This is a genomic window from Achromobacter sp. Marseille-Q4954 (assembly GCF_943737025.1).
Lineage (GTDB): Bacteria > Pseudomonadota > Gammaproteobacteria > Burkholderiales > Burkholderiaceae_B > Achromobacter > Achromobacter bronchisepticus_A.
On sequence record NZ_CALSFQ010000001.1, the window covers coordinates 675,361 to 691,318 of the forward strand.

A 15,958-nucleotide genomic window follows, 5' to 3' on the forward strand; every position below is an offset into this window, starting at 1 on the left:
CCGCATGGCCACGGTAAGCCGCGAGGACTTCTCCTGCGCCGCGGCGACCAACGCGTCGGCCTACCGGCGCGTCACCATACCGATGCTGCGGATCGAGGCGGGGCCTGGCCCCGCCGTCGCCTTGATGGCGGGCGTGCATGGCGACGAATGGGAAGGCCAGGCCGCCATCCTGGAACTGTGGCGCCTGCTGCCCGGCATCCTGCGGCGCGGCACGGTCTACCTGCTGCCCGCGGCCAACGCCGAGGCCTCGCTGGCAGGCACCCGCCTGTCGCCGTCCGACGGCGGCAACCTCAACCGCGCTTTTTTGGGAGCCCCCGCGCGCGGCTACACGGAGAGCGTGGCCGCCGCGCTGGAAGCCCGGCTGTTGCCGCGCATACAGGCGCTGGTGGACGTGCACAGCGGCGGCGCGTCGCTGCGCTACCTGCCCTCGTCGGTCATCACGCGCTACGGCAATGATGCCTACGACGAACGCCTGCCCGCCCTGGCGCGCGCCTTCGGGCTGCCCGATTGCATGTACTTCCGCGGCACGGAGTCCGGCTCCATGCCGGCCGCCGCCAGCCGCCACGGGGTGCTGCGCCTGAGCGCCGAGATCGGCGGGGGCCGCGAAACCAGCCAGGCGCTGGTCGACCGCTGCCGCGACGGCCTGCTGGGCTGCCTGGGCGAACTCGGCCTTTTGCCCGACCGGCCGCCCGCGCGCCACCCCGAAGTCCGCCTCTACGACCTGGACGTCCCCGCCGCCACCGTGCGCGCCAGCGAGGCCGGCGTGTTCGTGCCGGCGGTCGAACTGGGACAACAGATCAATGCGCGCCAGCGCGTCGGCCAACTGATGGAACCCGCCCGACCCGATACCGCGCCGCGCGCCCTGACCAGCCTGCAAGCCGGCACCGTCGTCTGCCTGCGCTCCATCGCCCGCAGCGACGACGGCGATTGCCTGATCCAGGTCGCGCCCGCCCTTCCCCTCGATTCCCTAGCCTCGAAGTACTGACACATGCAGATGAACCCTAGCTTGTCCGGCCTGCGCTGCATCCGTTGCGCCAGCCTGTGGCCGCCAGCCGATTACCCAGAAGGCTGCCCCAGCTGCCTGGAAGCCGGCCACCCCGCCAGCCTGGAATGCCTGTACGAACCCTCGGCCGACGGCGCCATGCCCCTGCCGGTGCTGAACGCCGTCACGCTGGGCGAAGGCGCCACCCCCTGTCTCGCCGTGCCCGCGCTGGCGCAGACCGAAGGCGTGGGCCAGCTCTGGCTGAAATGCGAAAGCGCCAACCCCACCGGCAGCCACAAGGACCGCATGGCGGCCCAACTGGTGTCGCGCGCGCGCCTGGCCGGCGCCACCCGCGTGGCGGCCGCCTCCAGCGGCAACGCCGGCGTCTCGCTGGCCGCCTATTGCGCCGCCGCGCGGCTGGAGGCCGACATCGCCATCACCAGCAACTGCCCGCCCTTGCAGCGCGAGGCCATGCAGCGCTTCGGCGCCCGGCTCACCGCCTTCGAGGACAGCCTGAGCCGTTGGCCCCATGTCGAAGACCTGTGCCGCAACCGCGGCGCCTTCGCCGGCACCAACTATCTGAATCCGCCTGTCGGCACCCACCCCTACGGCGTGGAAGGCTACAAGCCCATCGCGCTGGAAATCCTGGAAAGCTGCGGCGTTCCCAGCGACATCGTGGTGCCCACCGCGCGCGGCGATCTGCTGTGGGGCATCTTCCTGGGCTGGCAGCATCTGCTGCAAACCGGCCGCATTGCGCATCTGCCTCGCCTGCACGCGGTGGAGCCATACGCTCGCCTGTCGCGCGCCCGCGCAACGGGCGACGCGCGCAAGCAATGGGACGGCGTAACGGACCAGTATTCAATCGCGGGCAGCACCAGCACGCTGCAGTCGCTGGAAGCCTTGACGCGTTCGGGCGGCACGCCGGTGGAGATCTCGGACGCCGCTGCCGCGCAAGCGCAGCAGCGGCTGGAACGCATGGGCCTGGCGACCGAACTGTCGTCGGCCGCGGCGCTGGCTGCCGTGTCTCGGCTGCGACGCTCGGGCCTGCTGGACGCGGAGTCGTCCGTGGTATTGATCGTGACCTCGGACGGCCGCCGCGGCTAGCGTCCCGGGAACGGCTTCGGCGCGCTAGACGCCGAAGCTCTCCACCAGCGGCGCCAGCGCGCCGCGCAGGCAGGTCGCCCAGAACTTGCCCGCCTCGGACAAGGGGCGGCTGCCGTGCAGGATCATGTGGCATTCGAAATGCACCGGCGCGGCCAGCGGGCGGTAGCACAAGCCCGCCGCCGCCATGCCGACCGCCGTCGCAGGGTTGGCGATACCCACACCGTGTCCCGCCAGCGCCAGTTGGCACACCGTGCTTGAATATGGCGTCTCGATGGCCACCTTCAGGCTTTGCCCCGCCTGCGCCAACAGCGCGTCCAGGCGCTTGCGCGAGCCGTCCTCGGCGTTCAGCGCGATCACGTCGGCGTCGGCCAGGTGCGAAAAATCCACTTGTTCCAGCCGCGCCAGCGGATGCCCCTTGGGAAAGACCGCCACGGCGCGCAGGCTGGCCAGCCGATGGCCGCGCAAGCCTTCCAGCTCGGATTCGTCGGCCACCGCCGCCAGGTCCAGTTCGCCCGACACCACCATGTCGCGCAAGGTATTGGAATCCCGGATCTGCAGATACAGGCCGGTATCGGGATAGCGTTCCCGAAAGCGCGCGATGGTGTCGCTGATGATGGCGCCGCTATAGGCATGGATGCAGCCGATGCGCAGCCGCGGCTGCGCGGCGCCGCGGATGGCGCGGATCTTGCGGCCCAGGCTTTCCAGCCCGACATTCAGGCGGCGGATTTCTTCATACAACAGCGCCGCCTCGGGCGTGCGCTGCATGCGCTGGCGCACGCGCTCAAACAGGCGCAGCTCGATGCTGGCTTCCAGTGCCGCCAAGGTCGCGCTGACGGTGGCGGGCGACACGTCCAGCCGCCTGGCGGCGGCGGTGACGCTTTCCGTTTCGTAGACGGTGCGGAAGGTCTCGACCTGCTTGAGCGTGAAGGTCATGGCCGGATCGCGCTGCGCTCAGATGCGTTGCAGGTCCAGCAACACGCGCCGGGTCGACAAGGGTCGGCCCGCCAGGATTTCGGCCAGCCGTTCGCGCAGGTCGCGGCGCAGGGCCGGCTCGATCGCCGGATCGTCGAAATCGGGGGGATCCTCGTCCACGCCATAGCCGGTCTCGCGCAGCAGCGTCCATTCGAAACGGCGCAGCGCGCCCGCAGCGCGGGTGCCGCCGGACAGTTGCTGCAAGGCGAAGTCGTAAGCGTCGAACAGCAGTGGGTGGGCGTCTTCGCGCGGCAGCAGCCGCAGCAGCAGCTCGTTCATGTACCAGGCCGACATCAGCGCGGTGCCGGTCAGCGGGCGGATGCCCGCGATCTCGGCGCGCGTCAGCGTCTTGACCTCGCCATTGCCGGTCCACGACAGCAGCAGCGGCTGGAACGCGGACAGCACGGGACGCAGGACGGAATACGGGCGCTTGGCGCCCTTGGCGACCATGGCCACGCAGCCGTGATCGCGGGAGAAAGTCTGAACGATGAGGGATGTCTCACGCCACGCTGTGGCGTGCAACATATATCCGGGGCGATCCTGGACGCGGGGCGCCCGTCTACTCATAGCCCAGATCGCGCAGCGCACCCTCGCGGTCGGACCAGCCCTTGCGCACCTTGATGTAGACCTCCAGGTGCACCGGCTTGTCCAGCAGCTTGGCGATGTCCTGCCGCGCCTCCGTGGCGATGCGCTTCATGTGCATGCCGCCCGCGCCCAACAGGATGGGCTTGTGGCTGTCGCGCTCGACCACCACGCAGGCATTGATGCTGGCCCCCTTGCTGGTCTCTTCCCATTGCTCGATGACGACGGTACAGCCGTAGGGCAGTTCGTCGCCGACCAGGCGGAAGATCTTCTCGCGCACCAATTCGGCGGCGATGAAGCGCATGGGACGGTCGGTCAGCGTGTCTTCCTCGAACATCGGCTCGCCTTCCGGCAGGCGCGACGCGATTTCCTCCAGCAGCTGGTCCAACTGCTGGTTCTTGGTGGCGCTGACGGGCACCACGGCGCCGAACGGATGCAGCGCCATGATTTTGGAGACGAAGGCGAACAGGTCGTCGCGGTTCTTCAGTGCGTCGATCTTGGAGACGACCAGGATGGTGCGCTCCGGCGCGGGCAAGAGCGGCAGCAGCTTGGCGTCGCCCTCGGACCATTTGCCGGCTTCCACCACGTGCACCACCACGTCCACGTCGGCCAGGGCCTGCGTGACCACGCGGTTCATCATGCGGTTCATGGCGCCGCCATGCCGCGTCTGGAAACCGGGGGTATCGACGAATACGAACTGCTCGTGCTCGCGCGTCAACACGCCGTGGATGCGGTGGCGCGTAGTCTGCGCCTTGCGCGACACGATGGAAATCTTGGAACCGATCAAGGCGTTCGTCAGGGTGGACTTGCCCACGTTGGGGCGGCCCACGATGGCGACGAAGCCGGTACGAAAAGGGGTATCGCTCATTTAGTCTCTTGAGCCACTGCCACCGGCAGCGACAATTGCGCGGTTTTGCGCGCCTTGCCCGACTTGCGGGCAGCCTTGGTCGCCGGGCTGACGGCCAACGCGGCCTCCAGCGCCAGCTTGGCCGCCGATTGCTCGGCGGCGCGGCGGCTGGCGCCAGGCGCCATCACCTTGATCTCGAGCGCCGGAATGGCGCACTCGACTTCGAACTGCTGGCTATGGGCCGCGCCATGCGTGGCGACCACCGTGTACACCGGCAGCGCCAGCTTGCGGCCCTGCAGGAATTCCTGCAGCAAGGTCTTGGCGTCCTTGCCCAGGGTCTTGGGATCGACCGAGGCCAGCACCGGCTGGTACTGGCGCACGATCACGCGGCGGGCGGCGTCGAAGCCTGCATCCAGGAACACAGCGCCGAACAGGGCCTCGACCGTGTCGGCCAGGATCGAAGGACGGCGGAAACCGCCGCTCTTCAATTCGCCCTCGCCCAGGCGCAGATACTGCGACAGTTCCAGCCGCTGGGCGATATCCGCCAGCGAGGCCTGCTTGACCAGATTGGCCCGCAGGCGCGACAAGTCGCCTTCGTCGATCTTGGAATAACGCTCGAACAGCATCGCTGCAACGACGAAGTTCAGCACGGAATCCCCGAGGAATTCCAGGCGCTCGTTGTGGCGCGCGCCGTGGCTGCGATGCGTCAGCGCCTGTTCGAGCAATGCCGGATCACTGAAGTGGTGGTCCAGGCGGTTTTCTAGCGTGGCTAGCGACATAATCAGTTGAACCGGCCGATGCGGCTGAGATCGCTGAAATTCATCCAGATGAAGAACGCGCGTCCGACGATATTGGCTTCCGGTACGAAGCCCCAGTATCGGCTGTCAGCGCTGTTATCCCGATTATCGCCCATGGCGAAAAACTGCCCCTCGGGTACTTTGCAGCGTACCCCATTACGGCTGTATTGGCAGTTCTGGCGGTTGGGAAATTGCCACATCGCGTTGTACTCCTGCGGTTTTCCCTCATCCAGCAGGATTTTGTGCTCAACGTCGCCCAACTTCTCTTTATATTGCGCAATATACGACACACGATCCGGCTCAAAATAGTCGCCGTCGCGCACATGCGGCACCAATTCGCCGTTGATGTAGAGCTTTTTATCCAGGTAGGCAATTTCATCGCCCGGCAGGCCGACCACGCGCTTGATGTAATCGACGTCCGGATCCACCGGGTAGCGGAACACGAACACGTCGCCGCGCTGGGGCTTGCCCACTTCGATGACCTTCTTGTCGATGACCGGCAGGCGCAGGCCATAGCTGAACTTGTTCACCAGGATCAGGTCGCCCGATTGCAGGGTCGGCAGCATGGAGCCCGACGGAATGCGGAACGGCTCGACCACGAACGAGCGCAGCATGAACACGAAAAGAATGACGGGGAAGAAGCTGACGGCGTATTCGATCCACCACGGCATGCGGCGCGCAGCGTCGCCGGCTTCGCGGCGCAGGCGCTCGGCTTCCTGGGCGTCGCCGACCAGGGCCGCATCGTATTGCGCCATTGCCGCCTGGGCCCGGCGTTCACGGCCCTTGCGCAGCACTGCCAGATCAAGCACCCAGATAAAGCCGGTCAACACCAGCAAAATAAAAAGAATCAGGGCAAAGTTCCAACTCATCAGCTAACCGCCTTCTTTGGGTTCTATTTGTCTTCCACTTGCAGGATGGCCAGGAACGCCTCCTGCGGAATTTCCACGCTACCCACCTGCTTCATGCGCTTCTTGCCGGCCTTCTGCTTTTCCAGCAGCTTCTTCTTGCGCGAGATGTCGCCGCCGTAGCACTTGGCCAGCACGTTCTTGCGCAGCGCCTTGACGTTTTCGCGCGCGATGATTTCGGCGCCGATGGCGGCCTGGATGACCACATCGAACATCTGGCGCGGAATCAAGCCGCGCATGCGCGTGACCACGTCGCGGGCGCGGTGGCGCGCGTTGCTGCGGTGGACGATCACGGCCAACGCATCGACACGGTCGTTGTTGATCAGCAGGTCCACGCGCACCACGTCGGCCGAGCGGTACTCCAGGAACTCGTAGTCCATCGAGGCGTAGCCGCGCGAGACCGACTTCAGCTTGTCGAAGAAGTCCAGCACGATCTCGGCCAGCGGGATCTCGTACACAAGATGCACCTGGCGGCCGTGATAGCTCATGTTGACCTGCACGCCGCGCTTGTTATTGCACAGCGTCATGACAGGACCCACGTAGTCCTGCGGCATGAACAGCGTGACCTTCACGATGGGTTCGCGGATGTCGGCGATCTTGCCGATCTCCGGCATGCGCGACGGGCTTTCCACGGTGATCACGGAACCGTCGCGCTGTTCGACCTCGTACACCACCGACGGCGCGGTGGTGATGATGTCCATGTCGAATTCGCGCTCCAGGCGCTCCTGCACGATTTCCATGTGCAAAAGACCCAGGAATCCGCAACGGAAGCCGAAGCCCAGCGCCTGCGACACTTCCGGCTCGAACATCAGCGCGGCGTCGTTCAGCTTGAGCTTTTCAAGCGAATCGCGCAGCTGGTCGTATTCGGAGCTTTCCACGGGGTACAGGCCCGCGAACACCTGCGGCTTCACTTCCTTGAAGCCGGGCAGCGGCTCGGCCGCGGGCTTGTTGGCCAGAGTGACGGTATCGCCCACCTTGGCGTCTTCCAGCTGCTTGATACCGGCGATGATGAAGCCCACTTCGCCCGCCGACAGATGCGGACGCTGCTGCGACTTCGGCGTGAACACGCCGGTCTGCTCGCACAGGTGGGTGGCGCCGGACGCCATCAGCAGGATCTTGTCCTTGGGCTTGAGCACGCCGTTGATGATGCGCACCAGCATCACCACGCCCACGTAGTTGTCGAACCACGAATCGATGATGAGGGCCTGCAGCGGCGCGTCGGGATCGCCCTTGGGCGGCGGCACGCGGGCCACGACCATTTCCAGGATCTCGTCGATGCCCATGCCGGTCTTGGCGCTGGCCAGCACCGCCTGCGAGGCGTCAATGCCGATTACGTCCTCAACTTCCTGGCGGGCGCCGTCGGGATCGGCCTGCGGCAGGTCCATCTTGTTCAGCACGGGCAGGACTTCCACGCCCAGCTCGATGGCGGTGTAGCAGTTGGCCACGGTCTGCGCTTCCACGCCCTGCGAGGCGTCCACCACCAGCAGCGCGCCTTCGCAGGCCGACAGGGAACGGCTGACTTCATACGAGAAGTCCACGTGTCCCGGGGTGTCGATCAGGTTCAGGTTGTAGACCTTGCCGTCCTGCGCCTTGTAGTGCAGGGCCGCGGTCTGGGCCTTGATGGTGATGCCGCGCTCGCGCTCGATTTCCATGGAATCGAGGACCTGCGCCGACATCTCGCGATCCGCCAATCCGCCGCAGCGCTGGATCAGGCGATCGGCCAGGGTCGATTTGCCGTGATCGATGTGGGCAATGATGGAGAAGTTGCGAATATGCTGCATGCTTGAAGTTATAAGGGACGGAACACTCGGCACTGGGCCGGAAGACACCGCCGCCGGAATACGCACGGCTGACGAGGAGGGTGCCAACGGGCCTGGCCCGGGCAAAACAAGGGGGCGCCATGCGCCCCCTCTTGCGGCAACCAGGCATTTTAGCCGGTCTTGCGCCTTTTTTCTGCGGACTCGGAGGACGGGCCCGGCATTACTTCGATGCCGGCACCGCCACCCACTGCGTCTGGTCGCCGCGGCGCACCAGCAGCCCCGCCGCGCGGCCCTTGTCCAGCTTGGCCACGAGCTCGCCGAACTGCTTGGCGCCGGTGACGTCGGTGTCGTTCAGGGCCAACACGATGTCGCCTTCCTGCAGGCCGGCCTTGGCCGCGGCGCCTTCGGCCACCTTGACCTGGACGCCGCCCTTGATGCGCAGCTTCTTCTGCACGTCGGCCGGCACGTCGACCACGCCCAAGCCCAGCGCATTGGTGACTTCCGGCACCGGCGGCGCGCCCTTCTTGCTGGCGCCCGCGGCCTTCTCGGTCGGGATCTCGCCCACCTTGACCGACAGCGTCAGGTTCTTGCCCTTGCGCCACACTTCCATGTCGGCGCGCGTGCCCGGCTTGGTTTCGCCCACGATGCGGGGCAGGTCGGACCAGCGCTTGATGGGTTCGCCGTTGAACTTGAGGATCACGTCGCCCGGTTGCACGCCTGCCTGCTCGGCGGGGCCGTCGGCTTCCACGCTGCTGACCAGCGCACCCTCGGCCTTGGGCAGGCCGATGGCTTCGGCCACATCCTTGCCGACTTCGCCGATCTGCACGCCGACGCGGCCGCGCGTGACCTTGCCGGTGGCGCGCAGCTGGTCCACCACGCGCATGGCTTCATCGATGGGAATGGCCAGCGAAATGCCCATGAAGCCGCCGCTGCGCGAAATGATCTGGGAATTGATGCCCACCACCTCGCCCTGCAGGTTGATCAGCGGACCGCCCGAGTTGCCCGGGTTGACCGCAACGTCGGTCTGGATGAACGGCAGGTATTCGCCGGTATCGCGGCCGATGGCGCTGACGATGCCGGAGGTCACGGTGGAATCCAGGCCAAACGGCGAACCGATGGCCAGCACCCACTGTCCCTTCTTCAGCTGCTTGGGATCGCCGATGACCAGGGGGGTCATGTCCTTGGCTTCGATCTTGATCAGCGCCACGTCGGTGCGCTCGTCCGTGCCGATGACCTTGGCCTTGAACTCGCGGCCGTCGGTCAGCGTGACGTAAATGTCCGTCGCGTCCACCACCACGTGGTTATTGGTCAGGATGTAGCCGTCGTCGGAAATGAAGAAGCCGGAGCCCACGCCGCGCGGCACGGTGCGCTCTTCGGGCTGCGAAGGCTGCGGGCGCTGGCGTTGCGACGGGCCCGGCTGGCCGCCGCCGGGCGGTTGGAATTCGGGGCCGAAGAACCAACGGAACAGTTCGTAGGGATCGTTGCCACCGCCGGGACCCATGCCGCGCACCGGCACCGTGGCCGTCGTGCGGATGTTGACGACCGCAGGGTCGGCCTTTTCGACAATGCTCGTGAAATCAGGCAGCGCCACCGTCGGCGCCTGGGCGATGGCGGCAGGCGCGTAGGCGCCGGCCATCATGACGCTGGCCGCGGCCGCCACCAGAAAGCGCCGCAAAAAAGCACTCGACACTGTCATTGCTTTCATAAGTGTTACTCCGAAATTGCTGCTTGCCACACCCGGCCGATCACTTGGATTCGGCCCCGGGCGCTGCCGCCGCAGGCGCGGCGGGCACATATTCAGTGGCTTGCGCCAGCTGTTCCAACGTCGCGAGGGGCACTTCGCCCACGGCGGTCAGCCAGAAATCAGCGATGCGCGTGCCGTAGACCGTGATCGCCCCGCGCTGCGCGGCGCCATGGGGAGGACGGTGACCGCGCTGGCTGTCGTAGGGTTCGATGAACACGGAAATGGCCGCCAGTCCATCGGACAATACCATCTGGTTGACCGTGATGCCCTTCCCCATCGAACGGGCCACCTGCATGACGGCCTTGAACCCCTTGGGCGCCGGGATGCGCCAGCCTTGGGCGGCCAGATCCACCGGCTTCATGGAGGGTTCCAGCACCTTCCAGTCGCGCGTGCTCCAGCGCGAGGTCAGCAACTGGGGGTCGACTTCCGAACCCAGCCGCAGCGAGGTGAACGACACCTGCTCGACCACGCCGCGGGCGGCATTCAGCGTCTGGGCCTTGAGCAGCAGATTGGTTTCGACGTCCGCGCACAGCCGGTAGCCGTAACGCAGCTTGTCCAGCGGTTCGATCGTGATCAGGCGGCACTCGCGCCCGGCCACGCGGTGCAGGGCGGATTCGGCATGGATCTTGTAGTGTTCGGACAGGTTGGCCGCCTCGCCCAGCAGCAGGCCGGGGAAGCGGTCGCCGCGGCGGCGCTCCAGCAGCACGGTCTTGCGCTCGGGGAGGAGACACTGCACGTCTTCGTTGTGGCGCAGGTACTCGCGGGGTTGGCCGTCGAGGATTTCCAGGCGTTCGCGTTCGCCGGTGCCGTCTACCACGTGCACCAGGCGCGAGGACTGGATCGTTTCACCCTGCTGGTACATGAAGACGCCCGCGTAGTCCTGCTTGCGGGCGGCTTGTTGGATGCGCGTCAACAGCTGAACCACGTCATCGGTGGCAGCAGGCGCGGCATCGGCTGCGCGCGCGGGTTCGTGCGCAGCCAGGAAAGCGGTCAAGAGCGTTGCGGCAAACCAGCCGGCGCGGTGGGCCTGCAGCGTGGCGGCCCGGCCCAGCACCGGCCAGCGCGATGGAAGCACCAACGCCATCAGCGCCCCACCCCGGTGTCGAACGACACCTGGCGCACAGCGCTCGGGCCGGCCATCTGGCGATGCGCTTCCAGGTAGTCGCGCAAGCCCGAATCGTCGGCGGCCGCGGCCGGCGAGCTGGCATCGGCCAGTACGCGGACTTCGGTCGCCGGTTCGCCGGTCAGGTAAGGCTGCGCCACCCAGGCGACGGTCGCCACGGCGGCGGCCACCGCCAGGCCGGACAAGCCGACTCGCAATGGCGAGCGGCGCCGAGGCGCCGCAACAATGGGCAATTCCGCGTCCAGCGCCCGTGCCAGGCGGGCCTGGAAGGCCGCGCTGGGGGTCAGCGCCAGATCGGCGTTGCGCAGGGAATCACCGATCAGATGATAGGTGTCCCAGGTCTCGCGCCCCTCGCGGGACAACAAGCCGGGAAAGATGTCGTCGGATTCCTCTCCGTCCATCCAGGCGGAAACCGACTCCTCCCAGGAGGACTCGGCGATCACAACGGATTTGGCTGCTGTTTGCATGACTGCCACTCCTTACCAGCGACGCTCGGCATCGGTGCCTAGCAATGGACGCAACTTGACGGCGATGGCTTCGCGCGCACGAAAAATGCGGGAACGCACCGTACCGATCGGGCAATCCATGCTCTGGGCGATGTCTTCGTAACTCATACCTTCGATTTCACGCAGGACAATTGCGGTACGCAACTCTTCAGGCAATTCCTCAATCGCGGCGTTCACCGTCTCGGCGATTTCGCGGCTGGCGACCATGGACTCCGGCGTGCTTATATCGGTTAGGTTGTCGGTTTCGTTAAAAGTTTCACCGTCTTCCGTTTCTATCGCATTGGGCGCGCTGGGACGCCGGCCCTGCGAGGCCAGCCAATTGCGCGCCGTATTGATGGCGATCCGGTACAGCCAGGTGTAAAAGGCGCTTTCCCCGCGGAACTGGGGCAAGGCGCGGTAGGCCTTGATGAAAGCCTCCTGGGCCACGTCCTCGATTTCCGAGGGGTCGCGGATCATGCGGGCCAGCAGACGGAGAATCTTGCGCTGGTACTTGAGCACCAGCAGGTCGAAAGCCTTCTTGTCGCCCCGCTGGACGCGCGCGACAAGCTCGGCGTCGACTTCGCGCTCGCTCATGACGCCTCCCGCAGACTGGGCGCCGGACGGGCGGGCCGCACCGCGCCGGCCAGCAGGCACAGGCGCCGCCAGGACTCGGGGCGCAACGTCCGTTGCCAGACGGTGAGGGTGATTGTGCTGTTGGTAAAGGCCGTACTCCCGGTGGACAAGGGCTGCAAAGTGAGCGTCAGCCAGCGGGGACCGCGCTGTTCTTGCAACAGCCTTGCGTCCTGCCAGCCTTGCGGCAGGCGTACCTGCCAGCTCCCTGCCCCGGCTGCCGCACGCAATGCGGATACGGGGGACAGGCTGCTCCGTGCCGAGTGTAACAGCCTGGCCAGCACAAGCAGGAGCGCGATTGCCGCGCCCGCTGCCCATGCCATACCGTGCCAGAACGCCGCCATCAGCACGCAGGCGCCGGCCGCGGCCAGCGCCAGGCCCAAAAGCGCCATGGCGCTTCCTGGCCGCCTGACAGGCACGCGAAACGCCCAGCGTTCCCCGAGCGCCTCTTCCAAATCAGACCCGGCGAACGGCCATCGAGCCGTTGGTGCCGCCGAAGCCGAACGAGTTGGACAGGCCGACATCGATCTTCATCTGCCGCGCCTCGTTGGCGCAGTAATCCAGATCGCATTCGGGATCTTGATTGAAGATGTTGATCGTGGGCGGCGAGATCTGGTTGTAGACCGCCAGGGTCGTGAACACCGCCTCGATGCCGCCGGCCGCGCCGAGCAGGTGCCCGGTCATGGACTTGGTCGAATTGACCACCAGCTTCTTGGCGTGGTCGCCGAAAGCCAGCTTCAGCGCGTCGGTCTCGTTCTTGTCGCCCAGGGGCGTCGAAGTGCCGTGGGCGTTGACGTACTGCACGTCTTCGGCATTCAGGCCGCCATTGCGCAGCGCGTTCAGAACGCCGCGGCGCGGGCCGTCCTTGTCGGGAGCCGTGATGTGGTGAGCGTCCGAACTCATGCCATAGCCTGCCAGCTCGCCGTAGATGCGCGCGCCGCGCTTCTTGGCGTGTTCGTATTCTTCGAGCACCAGTACGCCTGCCCCCTCGCCCAACACGAAGCCGTCGCGGTCGCGGTCCCAGGGACGCGATGCCGTTTCAGGATCGTCATTGCGGGTCGACAAGGCGCGCATGGCGGCGAAACCGCCAATGCCCAGCGGCGACACGGTCGACTCGGCGCCGCCGGCCACCATGACGTCGGCATCGCCGTACTCGATCAAGCGCGCGGCATCGCCGATGCAATGCAGGCCAGTGGTGCAAGCCGACACCACCGCGTAGCTCGGCCCCTTCATGCCATACGTGATGGACAAGTGGCCGGAGATCAGGTTGATCAGCGAACCCGGCACGAAGAACGGCGAAATGCGGCGCGGTCCCTTGGCCAGATATTCAACCTGCGTTTCCTCGATGCGCGGCAGGCCGCCGATGCCCGAGCCCACGATCACGCCGATGCGTTCCGCGTTGGCTTCGGTGACTTCCAGACCGCAGTCGCGCCATGCCTGCATCCCGGCAGCCAGGCCGTAATGGATGAAGGTATCCATCTGGCGGGCTTCCTTGGCCGAGATATAGGTGCTGATGTCGAAGTCTTTGACTTCGCCGGCAATATGCGTGGTGATGGCCGAGGGATCGAAACGGGTGATACGGCTGATGCCAGAACGTCCGTTGACGATATTGTCCCAAGCGGTGGTCAAGTCGTTCCCGACGGGAGAAACGATACCCAGGCCAGTGATGACGACACGTCGCTTCACGGATGACTCCTCAAACAGACAAAAGAAAGGCGGTTTTCGGGATGCGCTGCACGTGCGGCCCACGCGAAAGCGGGTCGGGCATTACAACGCCCTTCCCGCATGCGGACCGCACGGCAAATTCCTGAAACCGCCCCGATTTCCCGGTTGGCTGCGACGGACGCCGCAAGGCAACCAGAAGGGTAAAAGCCCAGCTTACTGCTTGCCGTGCGAATTGATGTAGTCAATCGCTTGTTGCACGGTCGTGATCTTTTCGGCCTCTTCGTCGGGGATCTCGGTCTCGAATTCGTCTTCGAGCGCCATGACCAGTTCGACCATGTCGAGCGAATCGGCACCGAGGTCGTCAAGGAAGGAGGATTCGTTCTTGATCTCGGCTTCGTTGACGCCAAGTTGTTCAGCGACGATCTTCTTGACGCGCTGTTCGATGCTTTCCATGCAGATCTCCAATTGGGAAAAATCCCGCGAATTATAGCCAAGCGCGGAGTTTTGCGACGCCTGGCCGTGACAAAAATAACACCGCGCACTTGATCTGTCGCCGGGAGTGGCGCAGGAAACCGGTGTGCGGCGTTTCCGGTTGAACCTCGCGTTGCCTCGCCGTTTGTATCCGGCGACGGCTTGGCGGAACTGGCCGCCTACGCGCGATTCGTGACTTATTGCATGTACATCCCGCCGTTGACGTGCAGGGTGGTGCCGGTAATGTAACCCGCCTGCGGCCCGGACAAAAACGCCACGGCGTGGGCGATGTCGGCGGGCGAACCCAGGCGGCCCAGCGGAATCTGCTGCAGCAAGGCGGCAGTTTGATTTTCGCCCAGCGCGCGCGTCATGTCGGTATCGATGAAACCAGGCGCGACGCAGTTCACGGTGATATTGCGGCTGCCCAGTTCACGCGCCAGGGCGCGCGACATGCCTGCCACGCCGGCCTTGGCCGCCGCGTAGTTGGCTTGGCCCGGGTTGCCGCTGGAACCCACCACGGACGTAACGTTGATGATGCGTCCCCAGCGGGCCTTCATCATGCTGCGCAGCACGGCGCGCGACAGACGGAAAACCGAAGCCAGGTTGGTGTCGATGACGGCCGACCAGTCCTCATCCTTCATGCGCATTGCCAGCGTATCACGGGTGATGCCGGCGTTATTGACGAGGATGTGGGGACCGCCGCCTTCCCTGCCCAGCGCGTCGATCAGCGCATCGCAGGCAGCTGCGTCGGTCACGTCCAGCACCACGCCGCGGCCGCCCAGGGGCGCCAGCGCTTCGGTGATGGCGGCAGCGCCCGACTCGGACGTGGCGGTGCCGACGACGGTCGCGCCGCGCGCGGCCAGTTCCTGGGCGATGGCGCGGCCGATGCCGCGCGTGGCGCCGGTCACCAGCGCGATCTTGCCCTGCAGTTCGATCGAGGTGTTGTCCATGTTCTTAATTTCCGTTGACGGCGACCAACGCCGCTTCAAGCGAAGCAGGATCGGTAATGGCCATGCCCGTGAGTTCGGGGTCGATGCGCTTGGTCAGGCCGGCCAGCACCTTGCCGGGACCGCATTCGATGACGTGCGTGACGCCTTGCGCCTTCATCGCGCGCAGGGTTTCCACCCAGCGCACAGGATGCCACGCCTGACGCACCAGCGCATCCCGAATTGCATCAGGTTCGACAGGCGAAGCCACGTCGACGTTGTTGATCACTTGCACCTGCGGCGCGGACACCGTCACGCCGGCCAGCGCGCCGGCCAGCACGTCGGCGGCGGGCTTGAGCAGACTGGAGTGGAACGGCGCGGACACCGGCAGCAGCAGCGCGCGCTTGGCGCCTGCAGCCTTGGCCAGTTCGCATGCGCGCTCGACGGCGGCCTTGTGGCCCGCGATCACGACTTGCGCGGGCGCGTTGAAATTCACGGCTTCGACAACCTCGCCCTGGGCGGCGGCTTCGCAGGCGGCGCGCACGGCGTCGTCGTCCAGGCCCAGGATGGCGGCCATGGCGCCGGTGCCTACCGGCACGGCGGCCTGCATGGCGTCGGCGCGCACGCGCACCAGGCGCACGGCATCTTCAAGTGCGAGCGAGCCCGCAGCCGTCAGCGCGGCGTACTCGCCCAGGCTGTGGCCGGCCACGACGTCGGGCTTGCGGCCGCCGGCGGCACACCAGGCTGCGTAGAACGCGGCGCCGGCGGTCAGCATGGCGGGCTGGGTATTGGTGGTCAGGTTGAGCTGTTCCGCGGGGCCTTGCGCGATCAGCGCGCCCAGGTCCTGGCCCAGCGCCTGCGAAGCGCGCGCCACGGTGTCCGTGACCGCCGCGACGCCGGACCAGGCGTCCAGCATGCCGACAGCTTGGGAACCTTGGCCAGGGAAGACAAAAGCGATTTTCATG

17 protein-coding genes are annotated in these 15,958 nt (G+C 66.1%); 2 read left to right on the top strand and 15 right to left on the bottom strand.

Features of this window, described 5'->3' with window-relative positions; translation table 11 throughout:
- The first annotated feature begins 4 nt into the window (after window positions 1-4).
- Both NGK62_RS03075 and NGK62_RS03080 read left to right on the top strand, forming a co-directional pair.
- Window positions 5-985 (top strand): M14 family metallopeptidase, encoded by a 981-nt coding sequence (locus NGK62_RS03075; protein WP_251877378.1) that lies wholly within the window; start codon window positions 5-7, stop codon window positions 983-985.
- Window positions 986-988: 3 nt separating this feature from the next.
- Window positions 989-2,086: a pyridoxal-phosphate dependent enzyme gene (locus NGK62_RS03080; RefSeq protein WP_251877380.1), complete on the top strand. Its 1,098-nt coding sequence runs from the start codon at window positions 989-991 to the stop codon at window positions 2,084-2,086.
- A gap of 24 nt (window positions 2,087-2,110) precedes the next feature.
- Here NGK62_RS03080 and NGK62_RS03085 read toward each other — a convergent pair whose 3' ends face one another.
- From NGK62_RS03085 to fabD, 15 genes are all read right to left on the bottom strand, one after another.
- On the bottom strand, window positions 2,111-3,019 hold the full coding sequence (locus NGK62_RS03085; protein WP_251877382.1) for a LysR family transcriptional regulator: 909 nt from the start codon (window positions 3,017-3,019) through the stop codon (window positions 2,111-2,113).
- Window positions 3,020-3,037: 18 nt separating this feature from the next.
- Window positions 3,038-3,625, bottom strand: a complete 588-nt coding sequence (recO, locus tag NGK62_RS03090) for a DNA repair protein RecO (protein WP_054450631.1) — start codon at window positions 3,623-3,625, stop codon at window positions 3,038-3,040.
- Complete coding sequence (gene era, locus NGK62_RS03095; protein ID WP_059374765.1) at window positions 3,618-4,508, bottom strand: GTPase Era; 891 nt, start codon at window positions 4,506-4,508, stop codon at window positions 3,618-3,620. The genes recO and era overlap by 8 nt, the downstream gene beginning before the upstream one ends.
- Entirely contained in the window at window positions 4,505-5,266 is a 762-nt protein-coding gene (rnc, locus tag NGK62_RS03100; RefSeq protein ID WP_042792396.1) for a ribonuclease III, read from the bottom strand. The genes era and rnc overlap by 4 nt, the downstream gene beginning before the upstream one ends.
- Before the next feature lie 2 nt (window positions 5,267-5,268).
- Window positions 5,269-6,153 (bottom strand): signal peptidase I, encoded by an 885-nt coding sequence (gene lepB, locus NGK62_RS03105; RefSeq protein WP_059374767.1) that lies wholly within the window; start codon window positions 6,151-6,153, stop codon window positions 5,269-5,271.
- A gap of 23 nt (window positions 6,154-6,176) precedes the next feature.
- Window positions 6,177-7,970: a translation elongation factor 4 gene (gene lepA, locus NGK62_RS03110; RefSeq protein WP_059374769.1), complete on the bottom strand. Its 1,794-nt coding sequence runs from the start codon at window positions 7,968-7,970 to the stop codon at window positions 6,177-6,179.
- Window positions 7,971-8,169: 199 nt separating this feature from the next.
- The gene (locus NGK62_RS03115; RefSeq protein WP_373429154.1) at window positions 8,170-9,588 is read right to left on the bottom strand and encodes a DegQ family serine endoprotease; all 1,419 of its coding nucleotides are present in this window, start codon (window positions 9,586-9,588) and stop codon (window positions 8,170-8,172) included.
- A 106-nt stretch (window positions 9,589-9,694) separates the two neighbouring features.
- Window positions 9,695-10,777, bottom strand: a complete 1,083-nt coding sequence (locus NGK62_RS03120) for a MucB/RseB C-terminal domain-containing protein (RefSeq protein ID WP_251877384.1) — start codon at window positions 10,775-10,777, stop codon at window positions 9,695-9,697.
- Window positions 10,777-11,283: a sigma-E factor negative regulatory protein gene (locus NGK62_RS03125; protein WP_054450617.1), complete on the bottom strand. Its 507-nt coding sequence runs from the start codon at window positions 11,281-11,283 to the stop codon at window positions 10,777-10,779. The genes NGK62_RS03120 and NGK62_RS03125 overlap by 1 nt, the downstream gene beginning before the upstream one ends.
- 12 nt (window positions 11,284-11,295) lie before the next feature.
- Window positions 11,296-11,895, bottom strand: coding sequence for an RNA polymerase sigma factor RpoE (rpoE, locus tag NGK62_RS03130; RefSeq protein WP_013392230.1), 600 nt, complete (start codon window positions 11,893-11,895; stop codon window positions 11,296-11,298).
- Window positions 11,892-12,323, bottom strand: coding sequence for a hypothetical protein (locus tag NGK62_RS03135; protein ID WP_251877386.1), 432 nt, complete (start codon window positions 12,321-12,323; stop codon window positions 11,892-11,894). The genes rpoE and NGK62_RS03135 overlap by 4 nt, the downstream gene beginning before the upstream one ends.
- 64 nt (window positions 12,324-12,387) lie before the next feature.
- Entirely contained in the window at window positions 12,388-13,617 is a 1,230-nt protein-coding gene (gene fabF / locus NGK62_RS03140) for a beta-ketoacyl-ACP synthase II (protein ID WP_059374776.1), read from the bottom strand.
- A gap of 192 nt (window positions 13,618-13,809) precedes the next feature.
- Window positions 13,810-14,049: an acyl carrier protein gene (gene acpP / locus NGK62_RS03145; protein ID WP_003813816.1), complete on the bottom strand. Its 240-nt coding sequence runs from the start codon at window positions 14,047-14,049 to the stop codon at window positions 13,810-13,812.
- A 215-nt stretch (window positions 14,050-14,264) separates the two neighbouring features.
- Window positions 14,265-15,017 carry a 3-oxoacyl-ACP reductase FabG gene (gene fabG, locus NGK62_RS03150; RefSeq protein ID WP_251877389.1) on the bottom strand — a complete coding sequence of 251 codons (753 nt, stop codon included), beginning with the start codon at window positions 15,015-15,017 and terminating at the stop codon, window positions 14,265-14,267.
- Between the two features lie 4 nt (window positions 15,018-15,021).
- A complete protein-coding gene (gene fabD / locus NGK62_RS03155; protein ID WP_251877391.1) occupies window positions 15,022-15,957 on the bottom strand; it encodes an ACP S-malonyltransferase in 936 nt (311 codons plus the stop codon).
- Window position 15,958 lies beyond the last annotated feature (1 nt).